Genomic DNA, 23,093 nt, shown 5'->3' with positions numbered 1-23,093 from the left:
TGCGGTGCATGAGTATCCTGATGGCGGTGGCTTGACTGGGTAGTAGAGATCACCGCACGAGCAGTGAGGATGCAAGCAGTCGACGGATTCCCAAAGGGGCGATGGATGCCATTTCGCTCGGGAGTTCAAGGGGGCTGACGGAGCGGGCGCCGGGGGCGCGGGCCGGGACCGGCCGGAGAGCCGCACGCCCGGCCCGCTGGCCGCCCGGCGCGCTGCGAGCCGCCGCAGGCGGCTCGCCTTGACCTTGTAGAGAAAGTCCTCGCCGATAGGTGGTCATCTGTCGCTGTCTTCGTGCCTGGCGATCAGTGCTGGCGACGCGAACTACGGCGGCATGACGGCATCGGAGCACGTCAGACGTGAAATCGCGCTGGATGGTGGTCGCCAAGCCCTGGGCCGACATTCCATCGGTGACATGTTGCGCGAAGGGAGGTACTAGGGGCGCAACTACCACGTCAAGGATGTGGAGACGAGCGGCGCCGCCGGGAAGCTGACCCACATCAACTACGCCTTCGGGTTCGTCGGCCCTGAGGGCACCTGCTACTCCGCCGACCCCTGGGCCGACTGGCAGCGCCCCGTGCCCGCCGACCAAAGCGTCGACGGCGTCGCCGACTCCGACGACCAGCCTCTCAAGGGCAACCTCGGCCAGCTCAAGAAGCTCAAGGCCCGCCACCCCGGCCTCAAGGTCCTCATCTCCCTCGGCGGCTGGACCGGCTCCGCCCACTTCTCCGACGCCGTCCTCACCCCCGAATCCCGCGCCAAGCTCGCGGCCTCCTGCGTCGACCTGTGGCTCAAGGGCAACCTCCCCGGCCTGCCCGCAGGCGTCGCCGCCGGCGTCTTCGACGGCATCGACCTCGACTGGGAATGGCCAGGCTCCGCCGGAAACGACGGCAACGTCATCCGCCCCGAAGACAAGCAGAACTTCACCCTGTTCCTGGCCGAACTCCGCCGCCAGATGAAGGCCCACGACCGGCACGACCAACTGACCGCCTTCCTCCCCGCCGCCGCCACCAAAATCGACGCCGGCTTCGAGGTGCGGAAGGTCTTCGACCAGCTCGACTTCGCCACCGTCCAGGGCTACGACCTGCACGGCCCCTGGGAGAACCGCACCGGCCACCAGGCCAACCTCTTCACCGACCGCCGCGACCCCAACGACGTCAAATACAGCGTCGACCAGACCGTACGCGACTACATCGCACGCGGCGCACCCAAAAACAAGATCGTCATCGGCGTCCCCGCGTACGGCCAGGGCTGGACCGGAGTGACCTCCCGCGCCGACGGCCGCTACGCCACCGCCACCGGCCCCGCCCCCGGCACCTGGGCCCCCGGCAGCGACGACTACAAGATCCTCGTCAACAAACCCGGCAAACGCTACCGCGACCTGCTCACCGGCACCCTCTGGCTCTACGACGGCAACGAGTTCTGGTCCTACGACGACCCCGCCGTCATGCTGGAAAAAGCCGCCTACATCCGCCTCAAGGGCCTCGGCGGCTCCATGCTCTGGTCCATCGACCAAGACGACGCCAAAGCCTCCCTCACCACCGCCCTCTACTCCATCCTCCGCTGACACCCGGCCCGGGGGAGGGACTTCGTACGGCTCCCCTGCCTGGGTGTCTTCGAAGGCCCCCGATCTGTTCGGGGGCCCTCACTCGTCTTCGGTGTCTCTCCCGGGCGGGCCGCCGGTCTCGGGGTCGGCGACTGAAGGTGCCCTTGCCGAGCACGGTGTAGACGTCTCCGGCCTTGAGCAGCTCGTTGATGACCCGGCGTGCGGTGCCCTTGGCGATGCCGAACTCCTCGGCCATGCGCGGTTCACCAGGGACGGGGTGCCCCACCTGGTATTCGCCCGTCCGGATACGCCGTCGTATCTCTTCGAGGACGGCTTCCCATTTGAGCTGGTCAGGCCGGAACTCGATCACGGGCTCAAGAGTAGGACAGCAGGCGGACATCCTGGCCGCGCTCGGCGGCCCGCTCCGATCCCAAGGGGTCCGTACGCGGTTGATCAGCCACATCACCCTGCGGATGACCGGCTCCCCGGTGCGGGAGAAAGCGGGCTCCGAGCTGGACGTCTACGGCCTCGGTGTACTGACCACGGAGCGATGGAGCCGGGCGCGATGCGGCGTGGCGCACCATAGGCGCGAACCGAGGATTCCAACGGCCGGGCAGCTCGGAGGCGGGTGATGCCGGAAACGGATGCTCGGCCGTCTTAGTCGTCGCAGTACTTCGTCCGTCCTTGCCGGTCGAACTCGGCCTGCGGGAGCAGCACGTCGGAGACCTTGTCTCTCTCCGGGTCGTAGTCGTTGACGAGCACGGTGCCCGGGTTGCGCCTGAGCTTGCCCGCGTCGCTGATCTGGAACTCGACATGCGCGGTGGAGAAGGTGTTGTCGCGCGTCCAGCCGTACGCCCGATAGGTGACGTCCGGGTCGAATGAGGGGATCCCCTGATCGGCCCTCCAACCGTTCCCGGGGGCGTCGATCCGGAACGACGCCGTCTCCCCCGCCACCCGGGGAGCCCGATAGGAGGCGTCGTCGATGGCGGGATTGGCCGGCCCGCTCGCGTCAGGGTCGTACGTCTCGGGAGTGGAATCCTCCGAGTACGTGCGGTGGTAGACGGTCACGCCATCCGGCTGCCGCCCGCACCAGGCCAGGACGATGACGAGGTTCCCGTCCCGATCGAGGCCGACACCGGTGATCCCGTTGATGGGGACGGTGCAACCGGTCGCTCCGAAGGCGAGCAGTCCGACCACGAGCAGACCCGCGAGCCGTCTCATACGGCCACGGTAGATCGCTACGCCACCGAGGCCGAGGGCCGCGGGTGTTTCGTGATCAGGTTGCGACGACGCCGCTGCGATCTCCGAGCACGCGCTCGGCGATCCGGTCCCACTTGTCGCTGTGGCCGGGGAGATCGAGGATCCGCAGCATCAGGTCGCGGTCGCCGTGGTAGGCCCGGAACGACTCGGCGATCGTCACGCCGTTCGAAGGCCGGTAGAGCACCTCGATCTCGTCGCCGGCGCCGAGCTCGCCCTGCTCGACCACCCGGAAGTACGCCCCGGTGCGGTTCGCGTCGGTGAAGCGCTTCACCCAGCCGCGCTCGTCCAGCCAGTTGCGGAACACCACGCAGGGGATGCGGGGGGCGGTGACCTCCAGGACGGCCGTGCCGACCCGCCACCGCTCCCCGAGGACCGCGCCGGTCACGTCGGCCCCGGACGTCGTGAGGTTCTCCCCGAACTGGCCGTCACGCAGATCGCGGCCCATGATGGGCTCCCACCAGTCGTAGTCCTCCCGCGCGTACGCGTACACCGCCTGGTCCGGATGGCCGTGGTTGGCGACGTCGGCGCGCTCGTCGCCCGCGAGACCGTTCTCGCGGACGGCGATCCGGCCCTCGATCTTCCGCTTGTCGATCGCGGTGCGCCGCAGGTTGCCGGCCCAGTCGGCGTCCACGGCCCGGCCCACGTTCACAGAGAGGATGCGCATGACCAAACGTTAACCGATGGTCATGTTTCTCCGCGATCGCAATTAAGTTCTGGTCAACAGAGGGACGGCTACTTCTTGTTCTTGTCCGGGGCCTCGGACGAGAGGGCGGCGACGAAGGCCTCCTGCGGGACCTCCACCCGGCCGACCATCTTCATCCGCTTCTTGCCTTCCTTCTGCTTCTCCAGCAGCTTGCGCTTACGGCTGATGTCACCGCCGTAGCACTTGGCGAGGACGTCCTTGCGCATGGCCCGGATGTTCTCCCGGGCGATGACGCGCGCGCCGATCGCGGCCTGGATGGGCACCTCGAACTGCTGCCGCGGGATGAGCTCCTTGAGCTTCTTGGCCATCTCCACGCCGTAGGCGTACGCCTTCTCGCGGTGGACGATCGCGCTGAACGCGTCCACGGTCTCGCCCTGCAGCAGGATGTCCACCTTGACCAGGTCGGCCTCCTGCTCCCCGGACGGCTCGTAGTCGAGCGAGGCGTACCCGCGGGTCTTCGACTTGAGCTGGTCGAAGAAGTCGAAGATGATCTCGCCGAGCGGGAGCGTGTAGCGGATCTCGACCCGGTCCTCCGACAGGTAGTCCATGCCCTGGAGCTGCCCGCGGCGGCCCTGGCACAGTTCCATGATCGCGCCGATGAACTCGGCCGGCGCGAGCACCGTGGCCTTCACCACCGGCTCGAAGATCTGGCCGATCTTCCCGGCCGGGAACTCCGACGGGTTGGTGACGACGTGCTCCTTGCCGTCCTCCATGATCACCCGGTAGATGACGTTGGGCGAGGTCGAGATCAGCGAGAGGTTGAACTCGCGCTCCAGCCGCTCCCGGACGATCTCCATGTGCAGCAGGCCGAGGAACCCGCAGCGGAAGCCGAAGCCGAGCGCCGCCGAGGTCTCCGGCTCGTACACGAGCGCGGCGTCGTTCAGCCGCAGCTTGTCGAGGGCCTCGCGCAGCTCGGGGTAGTCGTCGCCGTCGATCGGATAGAGCCCGGAGTAGACCATCGGCTTGGGGTGCTCGTAACCGCCCAGGGCCTCGGCGGCGGGCTTGGCCGCGTTGGTGACCGTGTCACCGACGCGGGACTGGCGCACGTCCTTCACACCGGTGATCAGGTAGCCCACCTCGCCGACGCCGAGCCCCCGGTCGGACGGCATGGGCTCGGGCGAGATGACGCCGATCTCCAGCAGCTCGTGCTGCGCGCCGGTGGACATCATCAGCACGCGCTCGCGCTTGGAGAGGTGGCCGTCGACCACCCTGACGTACGTCACGACGCCCCGATAGGTGTCGTACACCGAGTCGAAGATCAGTGCCCGGGCCGGGACGTCGGGCTGCCCCACAGGCGCCGGGACGTGCTCCACGACGTGGTCGAGCAGCTCCTTGACCCCCGCGCCGGTCTTGCCGGACACGCGCAGCACGTCGGAGGGGTCGCAGCCGATGAGGCCCGCGATCTCCTCGGCGTACTTGTCCGGCTGCGCGGCGGGCAGGTCGATCTTGTTGAGCACCGGGATGATGTGGAGGTCGGCGTTCATGGCCAGGTAGAGGTTGGCCAGCGTCTGGGCCTCGATGCCCTGCGCCGCGTCGACCAGCAGGATCGCGCCCTCGCACGCCTCCAGCGACCGGGACACCTCATAGGTGAAGTCCACGTGGCCGGGAGTGTCGATCATGTTGAGGACGTGGCCGTTCCACGGGAGCCGCACGGCCTGCGACTTGATGGTGATGCCCCGCTCCCGCTCGATGTCCATGCGGTCGAGGTATTGCGCGCGCATCGACCTGTCGTCCACCACACCGGTGAGCTGCAGCATCCGGTCGGCGAGTGTCGACTTGCCATGGTCGATATGCGCGATGATGCAGAAGTTGCGGATCAACGCGGGGTCGGTCTGGCCAGGCTGAGTGCGCACCGAGGTCCGTTTCGACAAGATGATTGACTGCTGATCGGGCGGGCCGTCCGCCTCGCCTCGCGCTCGGCGGGCCCTCCCGAGGCTGGCGGACCAGCCACCCTCCATGGTGGCATGTCCGGGTGCTTGCCTTGACCACCAGACGTGTTCTGCGATTAGCCGCCATCGTCGTCGTGGCCGTGCCGCTCACGCTCGGCCTGGCCGGCGCCGCCGCGCTGCGCCTGCAGTACGCCGGCACGCCGGCCGGATGGGCCAGGACCACCGGGCACGACGCCCTGTGGATGGGCCACGCGTGGGTGGACGGCCGCCGCACCGAGGCCGACGTGCGGGCCCTCGCCGTACGGCTGCGCGCGAGCGGGATCAAAGACGTGTACGTCCACAGCGGGCCGTTCAAGTACGACGGGACTCTGCCGCCCGACCGCTACACCAACGCCAGAAATTTCCTGAAATGGTGGCGGAAGAACGTGCCGGACGTGCGGGTGTCCGCCTGGCTCGGCCAGACGGTCAACGACAACGGCAAGCTCCACCTGAGCCTGGCCGACCCGGCGACGCGAGCCCGCGTCGTGGCGGGGGCCCGCGACCTGGCCACCCTCGGGTTCGACGGAATCCATTACGACTTCGAACCGGTCTCCGACGGGGACGGGCCGTTCCTCAGCGTCCTGCGCGAGACCCGGCAGGCCATCGGCACCCGGCTGTTGTCGGTCGCCACGCAGCAGATCGAGCCGCTGACCGGCCTGCGCGCCCCCACCGCCCTGGCGATCGGCCACGACAAATACTGGACGCCGGACTACTTCCGCCAGGTCGTCGGCCTCACCGACCAGGTCGCGATCATGACGTACGACTCATGGACGCCGCTCAACTCCCTCTACGGCGGCTACGTCGCGCGGCAGACCTCGCTCGCCCTCGGCCTGGTGCCGGAGGACAAGACCCTTCTCATCGGGGCTCCGGCGTACCACGACCACGGTGTCTGGTACGGCGACTCGGCCGAGAGCGTCGAGACCGCGGCCGAGGGCGCGCGGCTCGCGCTCAGCGAGCACGGCCCGCGCACCGAGTTCGGCCTGGCCCTGTACGTCGACTTCGCGGCCACGGAGGAGGACTGGACGGAGTACGAGCGGTTCTGGGTGCGCGGCGGCGCCCGAGGGAGCGTGGACTCCTAGGGCAGGCCAGCCTGAGGGAGCGTGGACTCGTAGACCGGCCGGCGCGGACTCATAAGGTGGGCGGCCTGATGTGCGGACCGCGGCGGCCCAGCCGCGATAGCATGAGCGGGGCGGCCCTGTCGTCGTTGATTTGAGCGGCGACCCGGGCTGTTGGTATCCTGTCCAACTGCGTGTGGCGCGCCCTCTCACCAGCCCGCGCGCCCCATCCGACCAAGACTTAACACTGAGGCTTTCTTCGTGGCGAACATCAAGTCCCAGATCAAGCGCAACCGGCAGAACGAGAAGCGCCGGCTGCGTAACAAGGCCGTCAAGTCGTCCCTGAAGACCGCGGTCCGCAAGTTCCGCGAGGCTGCCGACCAGGGCAACGTCGACGAGGCCCTCGTCGCGCTCAAGGCCGCGTCCCGTCAGCTCGACAAGGCCGTCAGCAAGGGCGTCATTCACAAGAACCAGGCCGCCAACCGGAAGTCGGCGATCGCCAAGCGCGCCGCCGCTCTGCAGGCCGCCAAGTAGGTCGTACCGACGCGCACGCCGCATCCCCCTCGCGGGGGTGCGGCGTTTTCGCGTACCCCCGCCGGCGTGGCGCGCCCTTGTCGCATGCCCGACGGCGTTCGTATGCCCGACGGCGTTCGTATGCCCGACGGCGACTTGGTACGACGTGGGCACCTGCCGGTGTCAGGCCGGCGAAGGCTGCCGGGCCGATAAGGGTTGCCCGCGTCAGGCCGACAGGAGGCTGCCGGGCCGATGAGGGCCGCCGGCGTCAGGACCCGTAAGGGCTGCCGGGGCGGAAGGCGGGCGACGGCCGCGGATGTCAGGCGGGCATGGGCCGCGCCGCCTTCTCCGTCGTACGCCGCCGGACCTCGGGCAGGGCGAGCACGGCCAGGTTGACCACGGCCACCAGCACCGCCGCCGTGAGCAGTGGTGCCGCGGCGCCGGCCCAGGCGGCGACCGGCGCGGCCGCGGCGAGCCCGAGTGGCCGTGCCGCGAAGGAGATCAGCGCGTCGAGCGAGTCCACCCGGCCGAGGGCCTGCGGCTCCACACGCTGCTGCACCACCGTCTCCCACAGCGGCGTCAGCATCCCCACGCCCAGCATGGCGATCACGTACGCGGCGGTCACGACCACCGCCGGGGCGGGCAACTCCGCGGGGAACGCGAAGGCGGCGAGCGGGCATGCGTAGACCGCCGCGCCGACCGCCGCCACGGCGAGGGGGCGCCGGATCCGCAGCCTGGGGGCCGCGAAGACGCCGAGCACCGTCGCCACCGTTCCCGCCTGCGCGACGACCACCCACACCGACTCCCCGCCCAGGCTGCGTACGGCGATGACCGGACCGAGGGTCAGCAGGATGCCCGCCCCGAGGTGCCAGACGCCGTGCCCGGCCACGCTGATCAGGAACCAGCGGTGCCGCCGCGCCTCGCGCCACCCTTCCCGAAGGTCGTGGAGGAGGTGATCGCGTTCGGACGCCGGCCGCGAAGCCGTGACCAGGCCGCCCAGCGTGATCGCGGATCCGGCGAACAGCATCCCGGTCAGCAGGAAGGACCATCCCGGCCCGAGCCACAGCGTCAGGCCTCCGGCGAGCGCGGGACCGGCGATCTGTGCGACGCCGCTTGCCACTCCCATGTGGGCGTTCACCCGGAGCCGGCGCTCCGCCGGCACCACTCCGATGACCAGCGGTGACACCGCCGGGACGCCGAAGGCCACCGCGGCTCCGGTGAGCGCCGCGAGTCCCGCCATCAGCGCGATAGAGGGATGCCCGAGGAGAAGCAGCGCCCCCAGCGTCATCTGGGCGGCGCAGCGGACCATGTCGGCCACGAGGATCACCCGCCTCGGCGGGAAGCGGTCGGCGAACACTCCGCCGACCGGGAGCAGCAGGAGCATGGGCAGCATCTCGGCGGCGAGGACGACCCCGAGGTCGAGGGCGGAGCCGGTCACCCTGATGACGGCGAGGGTGAGCCCGGTGGGGATGAGGGCGGTGGCGAGCGCCGCGACCGTCCGCCCGGCGACCAGACATGCAATCATGCGAGGCAAGGTATTTCGCCACCGAATTTTCCGTCAACGTATTTTTATCTGGCGTAGGATTGCCCCGTGGACGACTCGGTGGACCGGCACATCGCGCGGTGGCGCGGGAAGGCGCCCTTCGACGAACGCGTGGAGGCGATCGTCACGCGCATGCAGTTCCTGGTGAAGCACCTCGCTCAAGCGAAGGACAGTGCGCTCGCCGCGGTGGGCCTGCAGGACTTCGAGTACGAGACCCTGCATTGGCTCGGGGCCCGGGGAGAGGGCGGCCGTGCCACCCCGTCCGAGCTCGCCGCCGAGCTGAAGGTCTCCCCCGCCGGCATGACGGGCCGCCTGGACACCCTGGAGAAGGCGGGGCTCGTCCGGCGCATCCGCAGCGTGGAGGACCGCCGCCGGGTGGACGTGGAGCTGACGAGCGAAGGCCGCGCGATCTGGCTCAAGGCGATGGATCTGCGCGGCGAGGTCGAGGACGCGATGGTGGGCGTTCTGGGGCCGGACGACCAGGAGATCCTCGCGGCGCTGCTCAAGCGAATGCTGCTTCGCGTGGAGAACCCCGGCCGCGCCTGACTCGTGGACGGGGAGCGGCGGGCCCCGCCTGGACCAGGCATGGCAGACCGGCTCCCGGGATCAAACCTGGCGACCGGCTCCTGGGCCAGGCGTGGCCGACCGGCTCCCGCGACCGGGCGTGGCGACCGGCCCCGGACGGGCGTCCGGCCCCCTCGGTGACGTCCCGAACCGAGAGGGCGGGATCAGCGCTTGTTCCGGCTGGCCACGATCGTGTGGACAACCTTCTCCAGCGCGTACGCCGGGTCGGTGCCACCACCCTTGACCTGCTCGTCGGCGGTGGCCACGGCCTGGAGGGCGGTGGAGATCCCGTCCGGCCCCCAACCGGACAGCTGGCGCTTCACCCGGTCGATCTTCCATGGCGGCATGCCCACGTGGCTCGCCAACTGGCCGCCGCGCAGGTTGCGGGGCGCCCCGCCCACCTTGGCGAGCGAGCGCAGGCCCCCGGCGAGCGCGCTGACGATCAGCACCGGCGCCACGCCCGTGGCGACGGCCCAGCGGACCTGTTCGAGCGCCTCCCCCAAGCGACCCTCGATGGCCAGGTCGGCGATCGTGAAGCCGCTGACCTCCGCGCGTCCCCGGTAATACTTGGCGACCGCCGCCTCGTCGATGTTCTTGCCCTCGGTGTCGAAAGCGAGTTGATTGCAGGCGGCGGCAAGTTCGCGCAGGTCGCTGCCCACCGCGTCGAGCAGCGCCTGGGCGGCGGCGGGCGAGATCGAGCGGCCCTCCCTGCGTACCTCGGCCTTGATGAAGTCGAGCCGCTCCCCCGCCTTGCTCGGCTTGGCCACGGTGACGACGTCCGCGCCCGCCTTCTTCACCCCGTCTACCAGGGCCTTCCCCTTGGCCCCACCGGCGTGGGCCAGCACCAGCACGGCGTCGTCGGCCGGATGGGCGGTGTATTTCACGATCTCGGCGATGACGTCCTTCGAGAGATCCTGCGCCCCGCGGATCACGATGACCGAGCGGTCACCGAACAACGAGGGGGAAACGAGCCCGGTCAGCTCCCCCGGCTCCACCTTGCTCCCCTGAAGGTCGTGCAGCTCCGCCCCCGGATTCTCGGCGCGTACGGCGGCCACGATGGAGCCGACGGCGCGATCGGCCAGGAACTCCTCGTCGCCGACGACCAGGGTCACAGGTGCTGGGTTCGCCATGTCACGCAGCATGCCACGCCCCGGCGGCCGGGGCACATCCACCGCCACCCCTCCCTCGCCTTCTCACCTGGCTCGCGCTCCTTTGCCCCGTACGACCACCGCGAGGCCGTCGTCAGTGGCGACGACGGCGATGTCCCCGGACAGGTCGGTGCGGTAGGGGCGCATGCCCAGCCAGCGCAGGCGCCGCAGCGTCAGCGGGGCGGGATGCCCATAGTCGTTGACCGCGCCGACGCTGATGAGAGCGGCCCGCGCGCCCGTGGCGGCGAGAAAGGCAGGTGCCTGTCGAGACGAGCCGTGATGAGCGACTTTCAACAGGTCGACCCGTGGCAGGCCGCGCCGCACCAGGGCTTCCTGCGCCTCCGTCTCCAGGTCACCGGCGAGCAGGGCCGTCCCCAGAGCCGGCCCCGATACTGCCCCCTTCATCGGCCCCACCATCGGCCCCACCATCGGCCCCACCATCGGCCCCGCCACCGGCCGCACTCCGGGAGCTGCCGCCTCCGCCGACGCTCCGGGCACTCCCGGCGCTGCGGCTGGGCCGGATGCTGTCGCAGCGCCGGAAGCTGTCGTTGCGCTCTGCGCTCCCGCGGCCCCCTCCGCTGCCGGAGCCTGCACTCCCGCAGCGCCTGGCGCTGTCACTGTGCCCTGTGCTGCGAGCGACCCGCCAGGCGCCGCGGGCGAGCCGCCGGGCGATGTGGACGGTCCGAACCACCGGACCAGCAGCACGACGCTGGCGTTGTTGGACACCGCCCCCTCGCCGGGGCCCTGCGGCCCCACACCGGGCTCGGGGGCGAGCACGGTGATCTCGCTCGGTCCGAACCGCCACCGCATTCCGGGGACGGCCTGCCATTCCGGAATGTGCGCCGCCCTGAGTTGCGCGGAGACCCGTACGGCCTCGCCCTCGGGCACGCGGCTCGGGCTCACGACCACCGCCCCCACCGCCCGGCGGCGCAGCACGCCCGGCAGCCCGCCGACATGGTCGAGATGGGGATGAGTCAGGACCACGAGCGGCACCTGTCGTACTCCGAGAGCGCGCAGGCACCGATCGGCGGGGCCCGGCTGCGGCCCGGAGTCGACCATCACGGCCCGGCCGGGACCGGCCGCCAGCGCCAGGGCGTCCCCCTGGCCTACGTCGCAGACGACCAGCAGCCATCCCGGCGGCGGCCAGGGGGACACCACCGGCACGGCCACGAGCACGGCGAGCAGCGCCCCAGCGGAGAGCGCCGCCACCAGGCGTCTTCGCGCACGGCCACGCAGCACGAGCCATCCCGCGACGGCCGCCGCCGCGAGCGCGGCGACGCCCGCCACTCCCCCGAGCCATTCCGCCGAGGCGAACGGAAGGTCCGCCGCCCGCTGCGCCACCGCGATGATCCAGCCGACCGCCCACCCGGCAGGACGCACCAGCAGCCGGGCCAGGTCCATGCTCACCGGAGCGACCACGGCGGCCCCGAACCCCAGCACAGTCGCGGGCGCCACCGCGGGCTCCGCGAGGAGGTTGGCCGGGACCGCCGCCAGGTCGAGCCGCCCCGACATCAGCACCAGCAGGGGCGTGACCGCGGCTTGCGCCGCGGCGGACACCGCCAGGGCCTCGGCGAGCAGGCGGGGCACCCGGCGCGCCGTCAGACGGTCGCGCCATCGGGGCGCGAGGATCAGGATGCCGCCGGTCGCGAACACCGACAGCGCGAAGCCCCACTGACGGGCCAGCCCGGGATCGAACACGACCAGCCCCAGCACGGTCGCCGACAGGGCGGCCACGCCGTCCCGGGTGCGGCCGGTGCCGAGGGCCACGGCGGCGACGGTTCCCATGACGAGGGCCCGCAGCACGCTCGGCGACGGCCTCGCCACGACCGAGAAAGCGATCATCGCGATGACCGCGACGACGGCCCGGAGTGCCAGGGGCAGGCCGGCGAAGCGCCCGACCACCAGCACAGCACCCGCCACGATCGCCAGATTGGTGCCGGATACGGCGGTGAGGTGGCTCAGGCCCGCCGTCACCAGGTCGAGCCGCACCTCCTCGTCGAGGCGTGACACGTCGCCGACGACCAGGCCGGGCAGCAGCCCGCGCTGGTCGTCCGGCAGCACGCCACTCGCCTCCCGCAGCCCCTCGCGTAGCACCCCGGCCGTACGCTGAACGGCCGAGGGCGTGCCGATCGGCTCGGGCAGCCCCCGGACGAGCATCACGGCCGCGACCGGCTCACCCTGCTCCGCCGGGCTCAACCGCCCGCGCACCCTGACCCGCTGGCTGGGCAGCAGCGGACGCCAGCCGTCGGCCGGACCGAGCAGCACGACGGGCACGTCCACGGCGTACCGCTCCCGAGCGGCCGACACGAGCAGCATCCGGGCCTGGACGACCGCCGTCTCCCGCCGGGACACCCCGCCCTGGTGCGGCCGGATGCGCGGATCGTCGGTGATCTCGGCTTCCGCGGTCACCGAGACGCTCCGGTGGGCCAGGTCCGGCACCGGCCCGGTCGTCACCCGGTGGACCATGAACGCCGTCACCGTGGCCGTGACGGCGGTGGACGCGAGCACCGCAAGGGCGGTCCGGAGCGCGGCCCCCGGCGCTCCCACCAGGTCGGCGAGTCTCCCACCTGCCCGCTTGCCGCGCCGCCCGGCGGTCCACGCAGTCGCCCACATGACCGCGCCCGCGATGGTCGCGGCCAGTGCCACGGCAGCTCCGGCGACGGCGGAGCAGCCGAGCAGCACGAGCGCCGTGAGCCAGGCGGCCACCGCCGGAGCGGCCAGAGCCACCGGACCGGAGACCGCCCGGCCCTGTCCAGCCTCGTCGCGCCCTGCCGGTTCGCTGCCCGGCTCGTCGCCCGGTTCGTCACGCCACGACCCGGAACACCCCGACCCGGAACACCCCGGCAGGTCGCAGCCCCGCCCGGCACACCCCCGCTCAGCGCACCCGGCCTCACTGCAGACCGTCGGGCCGCTGTCCGGCTCGTCGTGGTCCCCGGTCAGGCCGTGAGGGAAGCCGACGGCGGTCACACGGAGACCTTGTCGCGCATCTCGGCGAACTTCCTGTCTCCGATGCCCGGGACCTCCTTCAACTGGTCGACGCTCTGGAAGCCTCCGTGCGCGTTCCGGTAGTCGACGATCCGTTGTGCGATCACGCCGCCGATCCCGGGCAGCGCGTCGAGTTGCTCGGCGGTGGCGGTGTTGAGGTTCACCACGCCCGCTCCGGGCACCATGGTCGATCCAGGGACGGAGGCGGAGTCCGCACCGGCCGCCGCCGGGCTTCCGGCGACGATCTGCTCACCGTCCACCAGACGCCGGGCCAGGTTGATGGCACCCGGTTTCGCGCCCTTCCGCAGACCTCCTGCGGCCTCGATCGCGTCGGCGACCCGCGCGCCGGACGCGAGGACGAACACTCCCGGGTGGCGAACCTTGCCCGTCACATAAACGACGACCCGCGCGGGCGACCCCGGGGTGGTGACCGTGGAAGAACCGGCACCCGCGACATAGGCCGTCGCGCCCGGCCCGCCGTCGGCTCCCGGGCCCGGAGACGCGGGCGTCGCCGAACCAGGCGGCACGTCGCGGCCGGCAGCGGAATCCGCGCCATGATCTGCGGCAGAACCAAGGTCGCGAACCGCGGCGGCCGGAAGCGGCGGGGCGATGGGCTCGGCCACCGGCCTCGACCGCCAGGCCAGGACCCCGGTGACGACCGCGGCGAGCAGCCCGGCGGCCACGAGCACCCGCAGCCCGGGCATGCCCGGATCGAGCCGTGGCAGGGCGCGACCGAGAGCCGCCCGTCCGCGCGTTCTCAGGTCTGGCACGGATGTGCTTGGCACGCCGGAACGTCCTGCCGACCCGTCTGGGCGGCCCGCCCATTGATCTGCGGCCTCCTCGGGCAGGATGAAGGTCTCCTCGCGGTAGGGGCCGTCCTCGGCCTCCGTCGGATGCTCGGGCACGTAGGTCTCCGTACGGACGATGTGGGGAGCGCCGAACGACGGCGGCGGCCCGGGCGGGGACGGCGTCGATCGCAGGCGGGCGGACGGGGGAACCGGATCGAGTGGACGCAGCAGCGCGCGCAGGCGGGACTCGCCGACGACGCCACGCGCGGCCCCAGGAGACTCCTTGCTTCGCACGCCATGGACGGTAGGGACTCGCCGAGACCCCGCTCGTCACCGAACGTGGTTCTGTGGATAACCTGCGAACCCCCGGTCGCCCGTCAAGCTCACCGCCCCACGGCGCAACGCGGCCAACGGCACACCGCAGGTCGGGGCGCCGCACAGGCCTGGAGGCGCGGCGGGGTTGGGACGCGCGCGAGCGGGGTGGGACAGCGCACAACTGCGGAAATGCGGCGCTTGCACGTCCCGAACAGCACCCGTGCACAGACCGTGCGGCACAACACGTGGCAGGGTACGGACGCAGTCGCAGCACGGCGGCGCGGCGGGGATTGGGAGGAGCGCACGGGCAGGTGGGGTGGGGCAGTGCGCGACTGCGGAGTTGTGGCACTTGCACGGCTCGGCACAGCATCGTGGCCCAGCGTGACTCAGCGCGAAGTGCAGCCTGGCGTGCCCGGCGTGCCCGGCGCGACACGGCGCGGCTCAGCGTAAAGCACGACCCAGCGCGGCGCGGCTCAGCACAGCGCGGCACGGCTCAGCACAGCGCGACCCAGCGCGACTCAGGCGCGGCTCAGCGTAAAGCACGACCCAGCGCGCGGCGCGGCGCGAAGCGCAGCTCAGGCGGGGCTCAGGCGGGGCTCAGTCCAGGGTGGCGGGGGCGATGGTGACGCCGAGCATGCCGGGGCCGACGTGGGCGCCGAGGACCGGGCCGATTTCGGCCACCCACATCCGTACGAGCCTGGGCAGTCGCGCCGTCAGGCCCTTGGTGAGCGCCTCGGCCCGTTCGGCCGCCATCAGGTGCTGCACGGCCACGTCGACGGGCCGGTCCCCGGCCGCCTCGACGGCAAGGTCCTCCAGGCGGGCGAGGGCACGGCTCCCGGTGCGGACCTTCTCCAGGACCCCGATCTCGCCGTCGGCCATCCGCAGCAGCGGTTTGATCGACAGTGCCGATCCCAGGAGGCCGGCCACCCTGCCGATGCGGCCGCCGTGCCGCAGGTAGTCGAGCGTCTCGACGTAGAAGAACGTGCTCGTGGAGGCGGCCCGCCGCCGGGCCACGTCGGCCACCTCGGCGACCGGGGCCCCCGCCGCGGCCGCCCCCGCGGCGGCCAGCGCCGCGAAGCCGAGTCCCATGGCGATCGAGCCGCTGTCGACGACTTCGACCGGCACGGAGGCCTCTCGCGCGGCCAGACGTGCGGAGTCCGCGGTGCCGGACAGCGCGCCGGAGAGATGGACGGAGACGATCGCGGTGGCGCCGTCGGCGGCGGCCCGCTGGTAGGCGTCCGCGAAACGCTCGGGGGCCGGGCGCGAGGTGACGATCGGCGAGCGGGCCTTGAGTGCGTGCGTGAGAAGACCGGCGTCGAACGAGGTAACGTCGTCGATTTCGCGATCACCGAGGATCACTTGTACCGGTACGACGGTGATGTTCCATCTACCGGTCGCCTCGGCGCCGAGGTACGCCGTGGAATCGGTGACGACAGCGACAGATGGTGACATATCGCGAGATTACCCGTGGGTGATCGCCTGGCAAGCTTTTCAGGCAGCTTCAGGCTTTTTCTTGGACCGGCCGGCCTTTTCCTGAACCTTCAGGTCACGCCGACGATCCCGCCCGTCGCTGAACCGGCCCACCACGAAAACCGGCGCGTCGCTGAACCGGTCCTCACCAAAACCGGTCCATCACCAAAACCAGTCCGTCAGCAAAACCGGTCCGTCACAAAATCCCGGCCGTTACTGGACCGGTACGCCGCCCCGCCAGACGCGACGCGGCTTGAGGCCGAACGACCAGGCGAACGCGCCCTCGTGGTCGGCGTCCCACTGGACGATGTCGGCAAGGCGGCCGGGGGCGAGGATGCCACGGTCGGGAGCGCCGAGGACCTGGGCTCCGCCGAGCGTGGCGGCCCGCAGGGCGTCTCCGACGCTCATCCCGAACGCCGCCACCGCGAGGCTGATGACCAGGGACATCGAGGTGATGCCGCAGTGGCCGGGGTTGTGGTCGCTGCCGAGCGCGATCGGGACACCCTGGGCCAGCATCCTGCGCACCGGCGGGAGGTGGCCCACCTGCAGGGCCGCGCCCGGGCAGACGACGGCGGGCACGCCGTACCTCGCCATCAGGGCGACGTCCTCGTCCGAGGCGTGGTGGAGCAGGTCGGCGGAGGCGCAGCCCATCTCGGCCGCGAGCTGGACGGCGCCGCGCCGGTTGTAGGCGCCCGCGTGGATGCGCGGCAGCAGCCCGACGTTGCGGCCGGAGGCCAGCACCCAGCGGGCCTCCTCGGCGGTGAAGTGACCGTCGTCGCAGTAGACGTCGACGCTGTCGGCCCCCGCGCCGGCGGCGTCCGCGCACCAGGAGGCCACGGCCTCGACGTAGTCGCGCTGGCGGCCGAAGTATTCCGGCGGCACCACGTGGGCGGCCAGGAACGTGACGTGGACCCGCGGCATCATCGGCTCTTTTTCGAGCTCGCGCAGCAGCCGCACGTCGGCCAGCTCGCCGTCGCGGGTGAGGTGGTAGCCGGTCTTGGCCTCGACGGTCGTGGTGCCGCCGAGCAGCCACTCGCGCAGCCGCTCGCGGACCCCGTTGCACAGCGTCCAGGGGTCGGTGCCACGGGTCACGGTGACGGTCGAGCCGATGCCGCCGCCCGCCGCCGCGATGGCCGAGGCGCTGGACCCGCCGGACCGCATCGCCATCTCCGCGTAGCGGTTGCCCGCGTACACGGGGTGGGTGTGCGCGTCGATCAGGCCGGGCGTGACGAGCGCGCCGCCGAGGTTCTCCACATGGTCGACGTCGACGATGTCGTCCACGACGCCGGGAACGCTCTGCGGGAGGTCGGCGGCGCGGCCGACCCACGCGATCCGGTCGTTGTGCACCAGGATCGCGGCGTTGCTGCACACATCGTGTCCGGTCCAGAGCCGGCCGATGTTGGTGAGAAGGCGAACGGTCATCCGACCACCTGCCACACACCCCGGGACGACGAACGACCCCCGCCTGCGGGCGCCTGGCCCGCCGGGTCCGCTTCGCGTCCGGACGTCATTGGGGGGTCTCCTGCCTCATCGCGCACCGATGTTGTGCGATGACCCTACCGCCGGGATCTCGAACCCGGGCGATTCAGTTCAGTTACGGTATTTCACAGGTGGGCTTGATGTACAGGGTTAGCGACAGAAACGTACGCCGGTATCATGCGCATCGCCGCGCATCAGTCGTCTCACACGCTGCGGCGAGATCAGGTTCGACGCAACCGATCCGTTGTCCGCGAACGCCTTGAATAGGGTGACCGCACTGCCTGGAGTCATGTCGTTACCCACGCCATAAGGTCCCATTAGGCTTTCCTGATCGTAGCAAGGGCAACCGTCGGCGGGCCACCGACACGCGAAGGTGACCCGCCGTTGAAGGCGTCAGACGGTCTCGACGGGCTTGGCCACCCGGTCGAGCTCGGCGTACAGGTCGGCGAGGACCCGGGCGTGCAGGACCGTGCCGTCGCCGGTGTGCTCCAGTGACAGGACCTCGCCCTCGCTGTGCGCCCGCGCGATCAGGTCGCCCCTGTCGTACGGCACCAGCAGCCTGACCTCGTGGTCGAGGCGGGGCAGCTCCCGCTCGATCACGGCCATGAGCTCGCCGATCCCGGCCCCGGTGCGGGCGGAGACGACGACGCTGTGCCGTTCCTTCATGGTCAGCCGGGTCAGCACGACGGGGTCGGCCGCGTCGGCCTTGTTGACGACCACGATCTCCGGGATGTCCCGCGCGCCCTCGATCTCGGCCAGCACCTCGCGCACGGCCGCGATCTGCGACTCGGGGTCGGGGTGCGAGCCGTCCACCACGTGGAGGATCAGGTCGGCGTCGCCCACTTCCTCCAGCGTCGAGCGGAACGCCTCGACGAGCTGGTGGGGCAGGTGCCGTACGAAACCGACCGTGTCGGCGAGCGTGAACAGGCGGCCGTCGGGGGTGCGGGCCTTGCGCACGGTCGGGTCGAGGGTCGCGAACAGCGCGTCCTCGACCAGCACGCCGGCGCCGGTCAGCCGGTTGAGCAGCGACGACTTGCCGGCGTTGGTGTATCCGGCGATCGCCACGGCGGGCACCTCGCGGGCCTGCCGCCGGTGCCGCTTGGTCTGCCGCGCGGTCGACATCTCCTTGATCTGCCGCCGCAGCTTGGCCATCCGCTCGCGGATCCGCCGCCGGTCCAGCTCGATCTTGGTCTCACCGGGGCCGCGGCCGCCGATGCCGACGCCGCCTGCGGCGCGGCCGCCGACCTGACGGGACAGGTTGCCACCCCAGCCTCGCAGGCGCGGCAGCAGGTATTGCAGCTGCGCCAGCTCGACCTGGGCCTTGCCCTCGCGGCTCTTGGCGTGCTGGGCGAAGATGTCGAGGATCAGCGCGGTCCGGTCGATGACCTTGACCTTCACGATCTCTTCGAGCTGGCGGAGCTGGCCGGGGGTCAGCTCGCCGTCGCAGATCACGGTGTCGGCGCCGCTCGCGGCGACGATGTCGCGCAGCTCGATCGCCTTGCCCGATCCGATGTAGGTGGCGGGGTCGGGCCGGTCGCGACGCTGGATCAGACCCTCCAGCACCTGCGATCCGGCGGTTTCCGCCAGCAGCTTCAGCTCCTGCAGCGAGTTCTCCGCGTCCAGCGCGGTGCCGCCCGCCCAGACGCCGACCAGGACGACCCGCTCCAGCCGCAGCTGCCGGTATTCGACTTCGGTGATGTCTTCGAGCTCTGTCGACAGACCCGCTACGCGGCGGAGCGCCTGGCGCTCTTCCAGTTCGTAATCGCCCACGGCGAGGTCTTCGGGCTCGTTTCGCATATATGTCATCTCTACTAGACAGAACAGTCGGACACCCCGATGCCTTCCCAGGCCCCGGATGCCTCCCGTCGATGGTGACACGACCCCCCGGACGTACGCACTCCCTTATGCGCCCGATTCGCCAGGAGCCGAGCGAATTCCCGATCATCGGCAAACGGGATGTAGCAGGGTTGATCACGAGCGGGGCCGACCGGCGCCCCCGGACGCAGCAGGAGGAGAGCGTGACAACCCTGGGCACCGACCTTCGCCGTACGGTACGCGGCCAGGTCCACGTCCCCGGCGACGACGGCTTCGAGGCCGCGCGACTGCCGTGGAACCGGGCGGTCGACCAGCGCCCGGCCGCGGTCGTGGAGGCCGAGGACGCGGCCGACGCCGCCGCCGTGGTCGGCTTCGCGGGCCGGGCCGGTCTCCCCGTCGCGGTGCAGCCGAGCGGGCACGGCGCCACGACCCGCCTCGACGGGACGATCCTGCTGCGCACCGGACGGCTGCGCGGCGTGGAGGTCCAGCAGGAGCGGCGCACCGCCCGGGTCGAGGCCGGCGTGCAGTGGGGCGAGCTGCTGACCGCCACCGGCAAGCATGGGCTGACCGGCCTGCCCGGCGGCTCCCCCGTCGTCAGTGTCACCGGCTACACCCTCGGCGGCGGGCTCGGCTGGTTCTCCCGCAGGCACGGCTGGGCGGCCGACGCCGTACGCGCCTTCGAGGTGGTCGCCGCCGACGGCACGCAGGCCCGCGTCACCGGCGAATCCGACCCCGAGCTGTTCTGGGCGCTGCGCGGCGGCGGGGGCGACTTCGCGCTGGTCACGGCGATGGAGCTGGACCTGCACCCGGCGCCGCATCTTTACGGCGGGCGCATGCTGTGGCCCGCCGAGCGGGCGCCCGAGGTGCTCGCCGTCTATCGCGAGGTGACCGCGGCGGCGCCCGAGGAGTTGACCGTCTGGTTCGCGATGGTGAAGTTCCCGGCGGCGCCCCACGTGCCCGAGCCGCTGCGCGGGCTCGCCGCGGTCGTGGTGGACGCGACGTTCCTGGGCGGCGAGGAGGAGGGGCGCGGCCTGCTCCGGCGGTTCGAGGACATCCCCGGCGCGCTGAGCGACAGCCGCGCGGCGATGCCCCTGGACGCCCTGGGCGGCATCTGCGCCGAGCCGACGCAGCCGGTGCCCGGCGCGGGCCGCGCCGAGCTGCTGACCGGGCTCGGCGACGCCGTGGCGGACGACCTGCTCTCGGCCGTGGGAGGCATCGCCCCCGTGGGCACTGTGCAGGTGCGTCACCTGGGCGGCGCACTGAGGCGCCCCGCCGACGGCGGCGGGGCGTGCGGGCACATCGCCGAGCCTTACCTGCTGAGCATGGTCGGGCCGGTCCTGTCGCCGGAGGGCGGGCAGGCGCTCACCGCGCGGATGGCGGAGATCGCCCAGGCGATGGCGCCGCACACGAGCGGCCGCAAGCCGTTCACCTACCTGAACGGCGGCGAGACCGCCGCCTCCGCGTTCGACGCGGACACACTGGCCCGGCTGCGCGAGATCAAGCGCCGCCGCGACCCCGGCGGCGTCTTCCGCGCCAACCAGCCGGTGCTCGGATAGCCCGGCCGGCTATGCCTTGTGCACCTCGGCGTCGCCCGATCCGGTCCTGACCGTGATCGTGTGCGGCGCCGAGTCGTCGTCCAGGACCTCGATCCTGCGGTCGCCGCTTCCCGTGGCCGCGTTGACGTTGTAGGCGCCGTCCGGCACCCAGAGCCGGCTGTCGCCCGACCCTGTCACGGCCTGTACCTGGTCGGGAACGGCGGTGAACCGCAGCGTGATGTCCCCCGACCCCGTGCGGGTGTTGACCTGCTTGGCGGCGAGCCCCCGCGCGTCGAGGTCGCCCGAGCCGGCGGAGGCGTTCACCTGGCCGGTCAGGTCGCGCAGCGTGATGTCCCCCGAGCCGGTGTCGATCTTCACGGTGAGACCACGCGGCACCTCCACCTTGTAGTCAACCGAGCAGTCGTCGCACTTGTACGCCAGCCTGAGCGTGTCCCCGTCGACGGAGTGGCCGTTCGCGGGCTTGTCCCCACGCCAGTGCAGGGTCTCGGTGACGTGAACGCCGGTCCTGTCGCTCTCGCTCACCACGACATCGCCCGATGCCGTGTGGGTGTCGAGGACGGCCACCTTGTCCTTCACGTCGTAGGACTCCACGGCCTGCTGCCCGCCGAAGTTGAGTGGCACGTCACACGCCGCGACGGAAAGGCTCAGTCCCAGGACGGCCCCCGCGACGGCCATCGTCTTGTGTCTCATGCCCTAGATCCTCGGGGATGCGTGCGCGCCCTCTCATCGGGGAAGTCCCTCACCATCCCCTGAGCCGTCCCCCGCGTTGACCCCCGGACGTTCCCTGAAGTAGCGTCGATTCCACGATTCAGAACTATTTTTCCGGAAGGTGGAAAATGGCGGAAGACGTCGAGATCAAGGGCCCCATGCTGGACCGGTTCGACGAGATCCTCACCCCCGAGGCCCTCGGCTTCGTGGCCACCTTGCAGCGCGAGTTCGACCCCAGGCGTCAGGAACTGCTCGCTGCACGTCAGGCGCGGCAGGAGGAGCTGTCCGCGGGCGGCATGCTCGACTTCCTGCCCGAGACCGCCCACGTCCGCGCGTCCGAGTGGCGGGTCGCCCCGCCCGCTCCGGGGCTGGAGGACCGCAGGGTCGAGATCACCGGTCCGGTCGACCGCAAGATGACGATCAACGCGCTCAACTCCGGGGCCAAGGTCTGGCTGGCCGACTTCGAGGACGCCAACTCGCCGACCTGGGAGAACACGATCAACGGGCAGCTCAACCTGCGCGACGCCCTCGACCGTACGATCGACTTCGAGGCCGGCGGCAAGACGTACGCGCTGCGGCCGGACGAGGAGCTGGCCACCATCGTGGTGCGCCCGCGCGGCTGGCACCTGCCGGAAAAGCACATCCTGGTGGACGGCGCGCGCATGTCGGGGTCGCTGCTCGACTTCGGCCTCTACTTCTTCCACTGCGCCAAGCGGCAGATCGACAAGGGCCGCGGGCCGTACTTCTACCTGCCGAAGATGGAGTCGCACCTGGAGGCGCGTCTCTGGAACGACGTGTTCGTCCGCGCCCAGGAGCTGCTCGGCATCCCTCGGGGAACGATCCGGGCGACCGTGCTCATCGAGACCTACCCGGCCGCGTTCGAGATGGAGGAGATCCTCTACGAGCTGCGCGAGCACTCGGCGGGCCTCAACGCCGGCCGCTGGGACTACCTGTTCAGCGTCATCAAGAAGTTCCGCACTCGGGGGCGGGAGTTCCTGCTGCCCGAGCGCAACGCGGTGACGATGACCGCGCCGTTCATGCGGGCCTACACCGAGCTGCTGGTGCGCACCTGTCACAAGCGCGGCGCGCACGCGATCGGCGGCATGGCGGCCTTCATCCCCTCGCGCCGCGACCCCGAGGTCAACAAGGTCGCGCTCGAAAAGGTGCGGGCCGACAAGACCCGCGAGTCGGGCGACGGCTTCGACGGCTCCTGGGTGGCCCACCCCGATCTCGTGCCGATCTGCCGCGAGGTGTTCGACGCCGTGCTCGGCGACCGGCCCAACCAGATCGACCGGCTGCGCGAGGACGTCCACGTCACGGCCGAGGACCTGCTGGCGGTCTCCAAGACACCGGGCGAGATCACCGAGGCCGGGCTGCGCAACAACGTGGACGTCGGCCTGCGCTACCTGGCGGCCTGGCTGGGCGGCAACGGCGCCGCGGCGATCCACAACCTGATGGAGGACGCCGCGACCGCCGAGATCTCCCGTTCGCAGGTCTGGCAGTGGATCCACAACGAGATCACACTGGCCGACACCGGCGCGGTGGTGACACGGGAGCTCGTCGAGCGGATCATCGAGGAGGAGCTGGCCGGGATCGCCGCCGAGCCGGGCTACGACGAGAAGCTCTACGCGCAGGCCACGGCGCTGTTCAAGGAGGTCGCCCTTGACGACGACTTCGCGGAGTTCCTCACGCTTCCGGCGTACGAGCGGATGCCGTGACG

Annotated in this window: 17 protein-coding genes; 6 read left to right on the top strand and 11 right to left on the bottom strand. The window is 71.2% G+C overall.

The window, feature by feature from the left end:
- Positions 1-460 precede the first annotated feature (460 nt).
- Positions 461-1,564 carry a glycoside hydrolase family 18 protein gene (locus HCK04_RS29210; RefSeq protein WP_221889988.1) on the top strand — a complete coding sequence of 368 codons (1,104 nt, stop codon included), beginning with the start codon at positions 461-463 and terminating at the stop codon, positions 1,562-1,564.
- 636 nt (positions 1,565-2,200) lie between these two features.
- On the opposite strand, the gene HCK04_RS29200 is transcribed toward HCK04_RS29210, so the two are convergent.
- The 3 genes from HCK04_RS29200 to lepA form a co-directional block, all read right to left on the bottom strand.
- Positions 2,201-2,764: a hypothetical protein gene (locus HCK04_RS29200; protein ID WP_142650586.1), complete on the bottom strand. Its 564-nt coding sequence runs from the start codon at positions 2,762-2,764 to the stop codon at positions 2,201-2,203.
- Positions 2,765-2,819: 55 nt separating this feature from the next.
- The gene (locus tag HCK04_RS29195; protein ID WP_142650585.1) at positions 2,820-3,467 is read right to left on the bottom strand and encodes an MOSC domain-containing protein; all 648 of its coding nucleotides are present in this window, start codon (positions 3,465-3,467) and stop codon (positions 2,820-2,822) included.
- Between the two features lie 68 nt (positions 3,468-3,535).
- Complete coding sequence (lepA, locus tag HCK04_RS29190) at positions 3,536-5,359, bottom strand: translation elongation factor 4 (RefSeq protein ID WP_260617445.1); 1,824 nt, start codon at positions 5,357-5,359, stop codon at positions 3,536-3,538.
- 119 nt (positions 5,360-5,478) lie between these two features.
- Between lepA and HCK04_RS29185 the strand changes: the two genes are divergently transcribed.
- Both HCK04_RS29185 and rpsT read left to right on the top strand, forming a co-directional pair.
- The gene (locus HCK04_RS29185) at positions 5,479-6,513 is read left to right on the top strand and encodes a hypothetical protein (protein WP_142650583.1); all 1,035 of its coding nucleotides are present in this window, start codon (positions 5,479-5,481) and stop codon (positions 6,511-6,513) included.
- Between the two features lie 237 nt (positions 6,514-6,750).
- Positions 6,751-7,023: a 30S ribosomal protein S20 gene (rpsT, locus tag HCK04_RS42830; RefSeq protein ID WP_142650582.1), complete on the top strand. Its 273-nt coding sequence runs from the start codon at positions 6,751-6,753 to the stop codon at positions 7,021-7,023.
- Between the two features lie 298 nt (positions 7,024-7,321).
- On the opposite strand, the gene HCK04_RS29175 is transcribed toward rpsT, so the two are convergent.
- Positions 7,322-8,527 (bottom strand): MFS transporter, encoded by a 1,206-nt coding sequence (locus HCK04_RS29175; protein ID WP_142650581.1) that lies wholly within the window; start codon positions 8,525-8,527, stop codon positions 7,322-7,324.
- Between the two features lie 66 nt (positions 8,528-8,593).
- Here HCK04_RS29175 and HCK04_RS29170 point away from each other — a divergent pair, with 66 nt between their 5' ends.
- Complete coding sequence (locus HCK04_RS29170; RefSeq protein WP_205830836.1) at positions 8,594-9,091, top strand: MarR family transcriptional regulator; 498 nt, start codon at positions 8,594-8,596, stop codon at positions 9,089-9,091.
- Positions 9,092-9,273: 182 nt separating this feature from the next.
- Here the strand turns inward: HCK04_RS29170 and holA are convergent, their stop codons facing one another.
- The 6 genes from holA to hflX form a co-directional block, all read right to left on the bottom strand.
- Complete coding sequence (holA, locus tag HCK04_RS29165; protein WP_205830835.1) at positions 9,274-10,239, bottom strand: DNA polymerase III subunit delta; 966 nt, start codon at positions 10,237-10,239, stop codon at positions 9,274-9,276.
- A 63-nt stretch (positions 10,240-10,302) separates the two neighbouring features.
- The gene (locus tag HCK04_RS29155) at positions 10,303-13,224 is read right to left on the bottom strand and encodes a ComEC/Rec2 family competence protein (protein ID WP_260617444.1); all 2,922 of its coding nucleotides are present in this window, start codon (positions 13,222-13,224) and stop codon (positions 10,303-10,305) included.
- A complete protein-coding gene (locus HCK04_RS41460) occupies positions 13,221-14,324 on the bottom strand; it encodes a ComEA family DNA-binding protein (protein WP_205830834.1) in 1,104 nt (367 codons plus the stop codon). The genes HCK04_RS29155 and HCK04_RS41460 overlap by 4 nt, the downstream gene beginning before the upstream one ends.
- 618 nt (positions 14,325-14,942) lie before the next feature.
- Entirely contained in the window at positions 14,943-15,797 is an 855-nt protein-coding gene (locus HCK04_RS29145) for a DegV family protein (protein WP_142650580.1), read from the bottom strand.
- A gap of 231 nt (positions 15,798-16,028) precedes the next feature.
- Positions 16,029-17,237 (bottom strand): imidazolonepropionase, encoded by a 1,209-nt coding sequence (hutI, locus tag HCK04_RS29140; protein WP_142622131.1) that lies wholly within the window; start codon positions 17,235-17,237, stop codon positions 16,029-16,031.
- 450 nt (positions 17,238-17,687) lie between these two features.
- On the bottom strand, positions 17,688-19,091 hold the full coding sequence (gene hflX / locus HCK04_RS29135) for a GTPase HflX (protein ID WP_240971913.1): 1,404 nt from the start codon (positions 19,089-19,091) through the stop codon (positions 17,688-17,690).
- Positions 19,092-19,312: 221 nt separating this feature from the next.
- Here hflX and HCK04_RS29130 point away from each other — a divergent pair, with 221 nt between their 5' ends.
- Positions 19,313-20,665: an FAD-binding protein gene (locus tag HCK04_RS29130; protein WP_260617443.1), complete on the top strand. Its 1,353-nt coding sequence runs from the start codon at positions 19,313-19,315 to the stop codon at positions 20,663-20,665.
- 9 nt (positions 20,666-20,674) lie between these two features.
- Here the strand turns inward: HCK04_RS29130 and HCK04_RS29125 are convergent, their stop codons facing one another.
- Positions 20,675-21,355: a DUF4097 family beta strand repeat-containing protein gene (locus HCK04_RS29125; protein WP_142650577.1), complete on the bottom strand. Its 681-nt coding sequence runs from the start codon at positions 21,353-21,355 to the stop codon at positions 20,675-20,677.
- Positions 21,356-21,501: 146 nt separating this feature from the next.
- On the opposite strand from HCK04_RS29125, the gene aceB reads away from it, so the two are divergent.
- Positions 21,502-23,091 carry a malate synthase A gene (gene aceB / locus HCK04_RS29120; protein ID WP_142650576.1) on the top strand — a complete coding sequence of 530 codons (1,590 nt, stop codon included), beginning with the start codon at positions 21,502-21,504 and terminating at the stop codon, positions 23,089-23,091.
- Positions 23,092-23,093: the final 2 nt, after the last annotated feature.

The organism is Microbispora sp. CL1-1 (genome assembly GCF_012034195.1).
GTDB lineage: Bacteria > Actinomycetota > Actinomycetes > Streptosporangiales > Streptosporangiaceae > Microbispora.
Note: the sequence above shows the minus strand (reverse complement) of the source record. Positions and strands in the feature narration are given on the sequence as shown.

Coding starts and splice junctions, on each gene's coding strand:
- HCK04_RS29200 (WP_142650586.1), bottom strand. CDS start 2,764: ATGAGACGGCTCGCGGGTCTGCTCGTGGTCGGACTGCTCGCCTTCGGA.
- HCK04_RS29195 (WP_142650585.1), bottom strand. CDS start 3,467: ATGCGCATCCTCTCTGTGAACGTGGGCCGGGCCGTGGACGCCGACTGG.
- HCK04_RS29175 (WP_142650581.1), bottom strand. CDS start 8,527: ATGATTGCATGTCTGGTCGCCGGGCGGACGGTCGCGGCGCTCGCCACC.
- holA (WP_205830835.1), bottom strand. CDS start 10,239: ATGGCGAACCCAGCACCTGTGACCCTGGTCGTCGGCGACGAGGAGTTC.
- HCK04_RS29145 (WP_142650580.1), bottom strand. CDS start 15,797: ATGTCACCATCTGTCGCTGTCGTCACCGATTCCACGGCGTACCTCGGC.
- hutI (WP_142622131.1), bottom strand. CDS start 17,237: ATGACCGTTCGCCTTCTCACCAACATCGGCCGGCTCTGGACCGGACAC.
- hflX (WP_240971913.1), bottom strand. CDS start 19,091: ATGCGAAACGAGCCCGAAGACCTCGCCGTGGGCGATTACGAACTGGAA.
- HCK04_RS29125 (WP_142650577.1), bottom strand. CDS start 21,355: ATGAGACACAAGACGATGGCCGTCGCGGGGGCCGTCCTGGGACTGAGC.
- aceB (WP_142650576.1), top strand. CDS start 21,502: ATGGCGGAAGACGTCGAGATCAAGGGCCCCATGCTGGACCGGTTCGAC.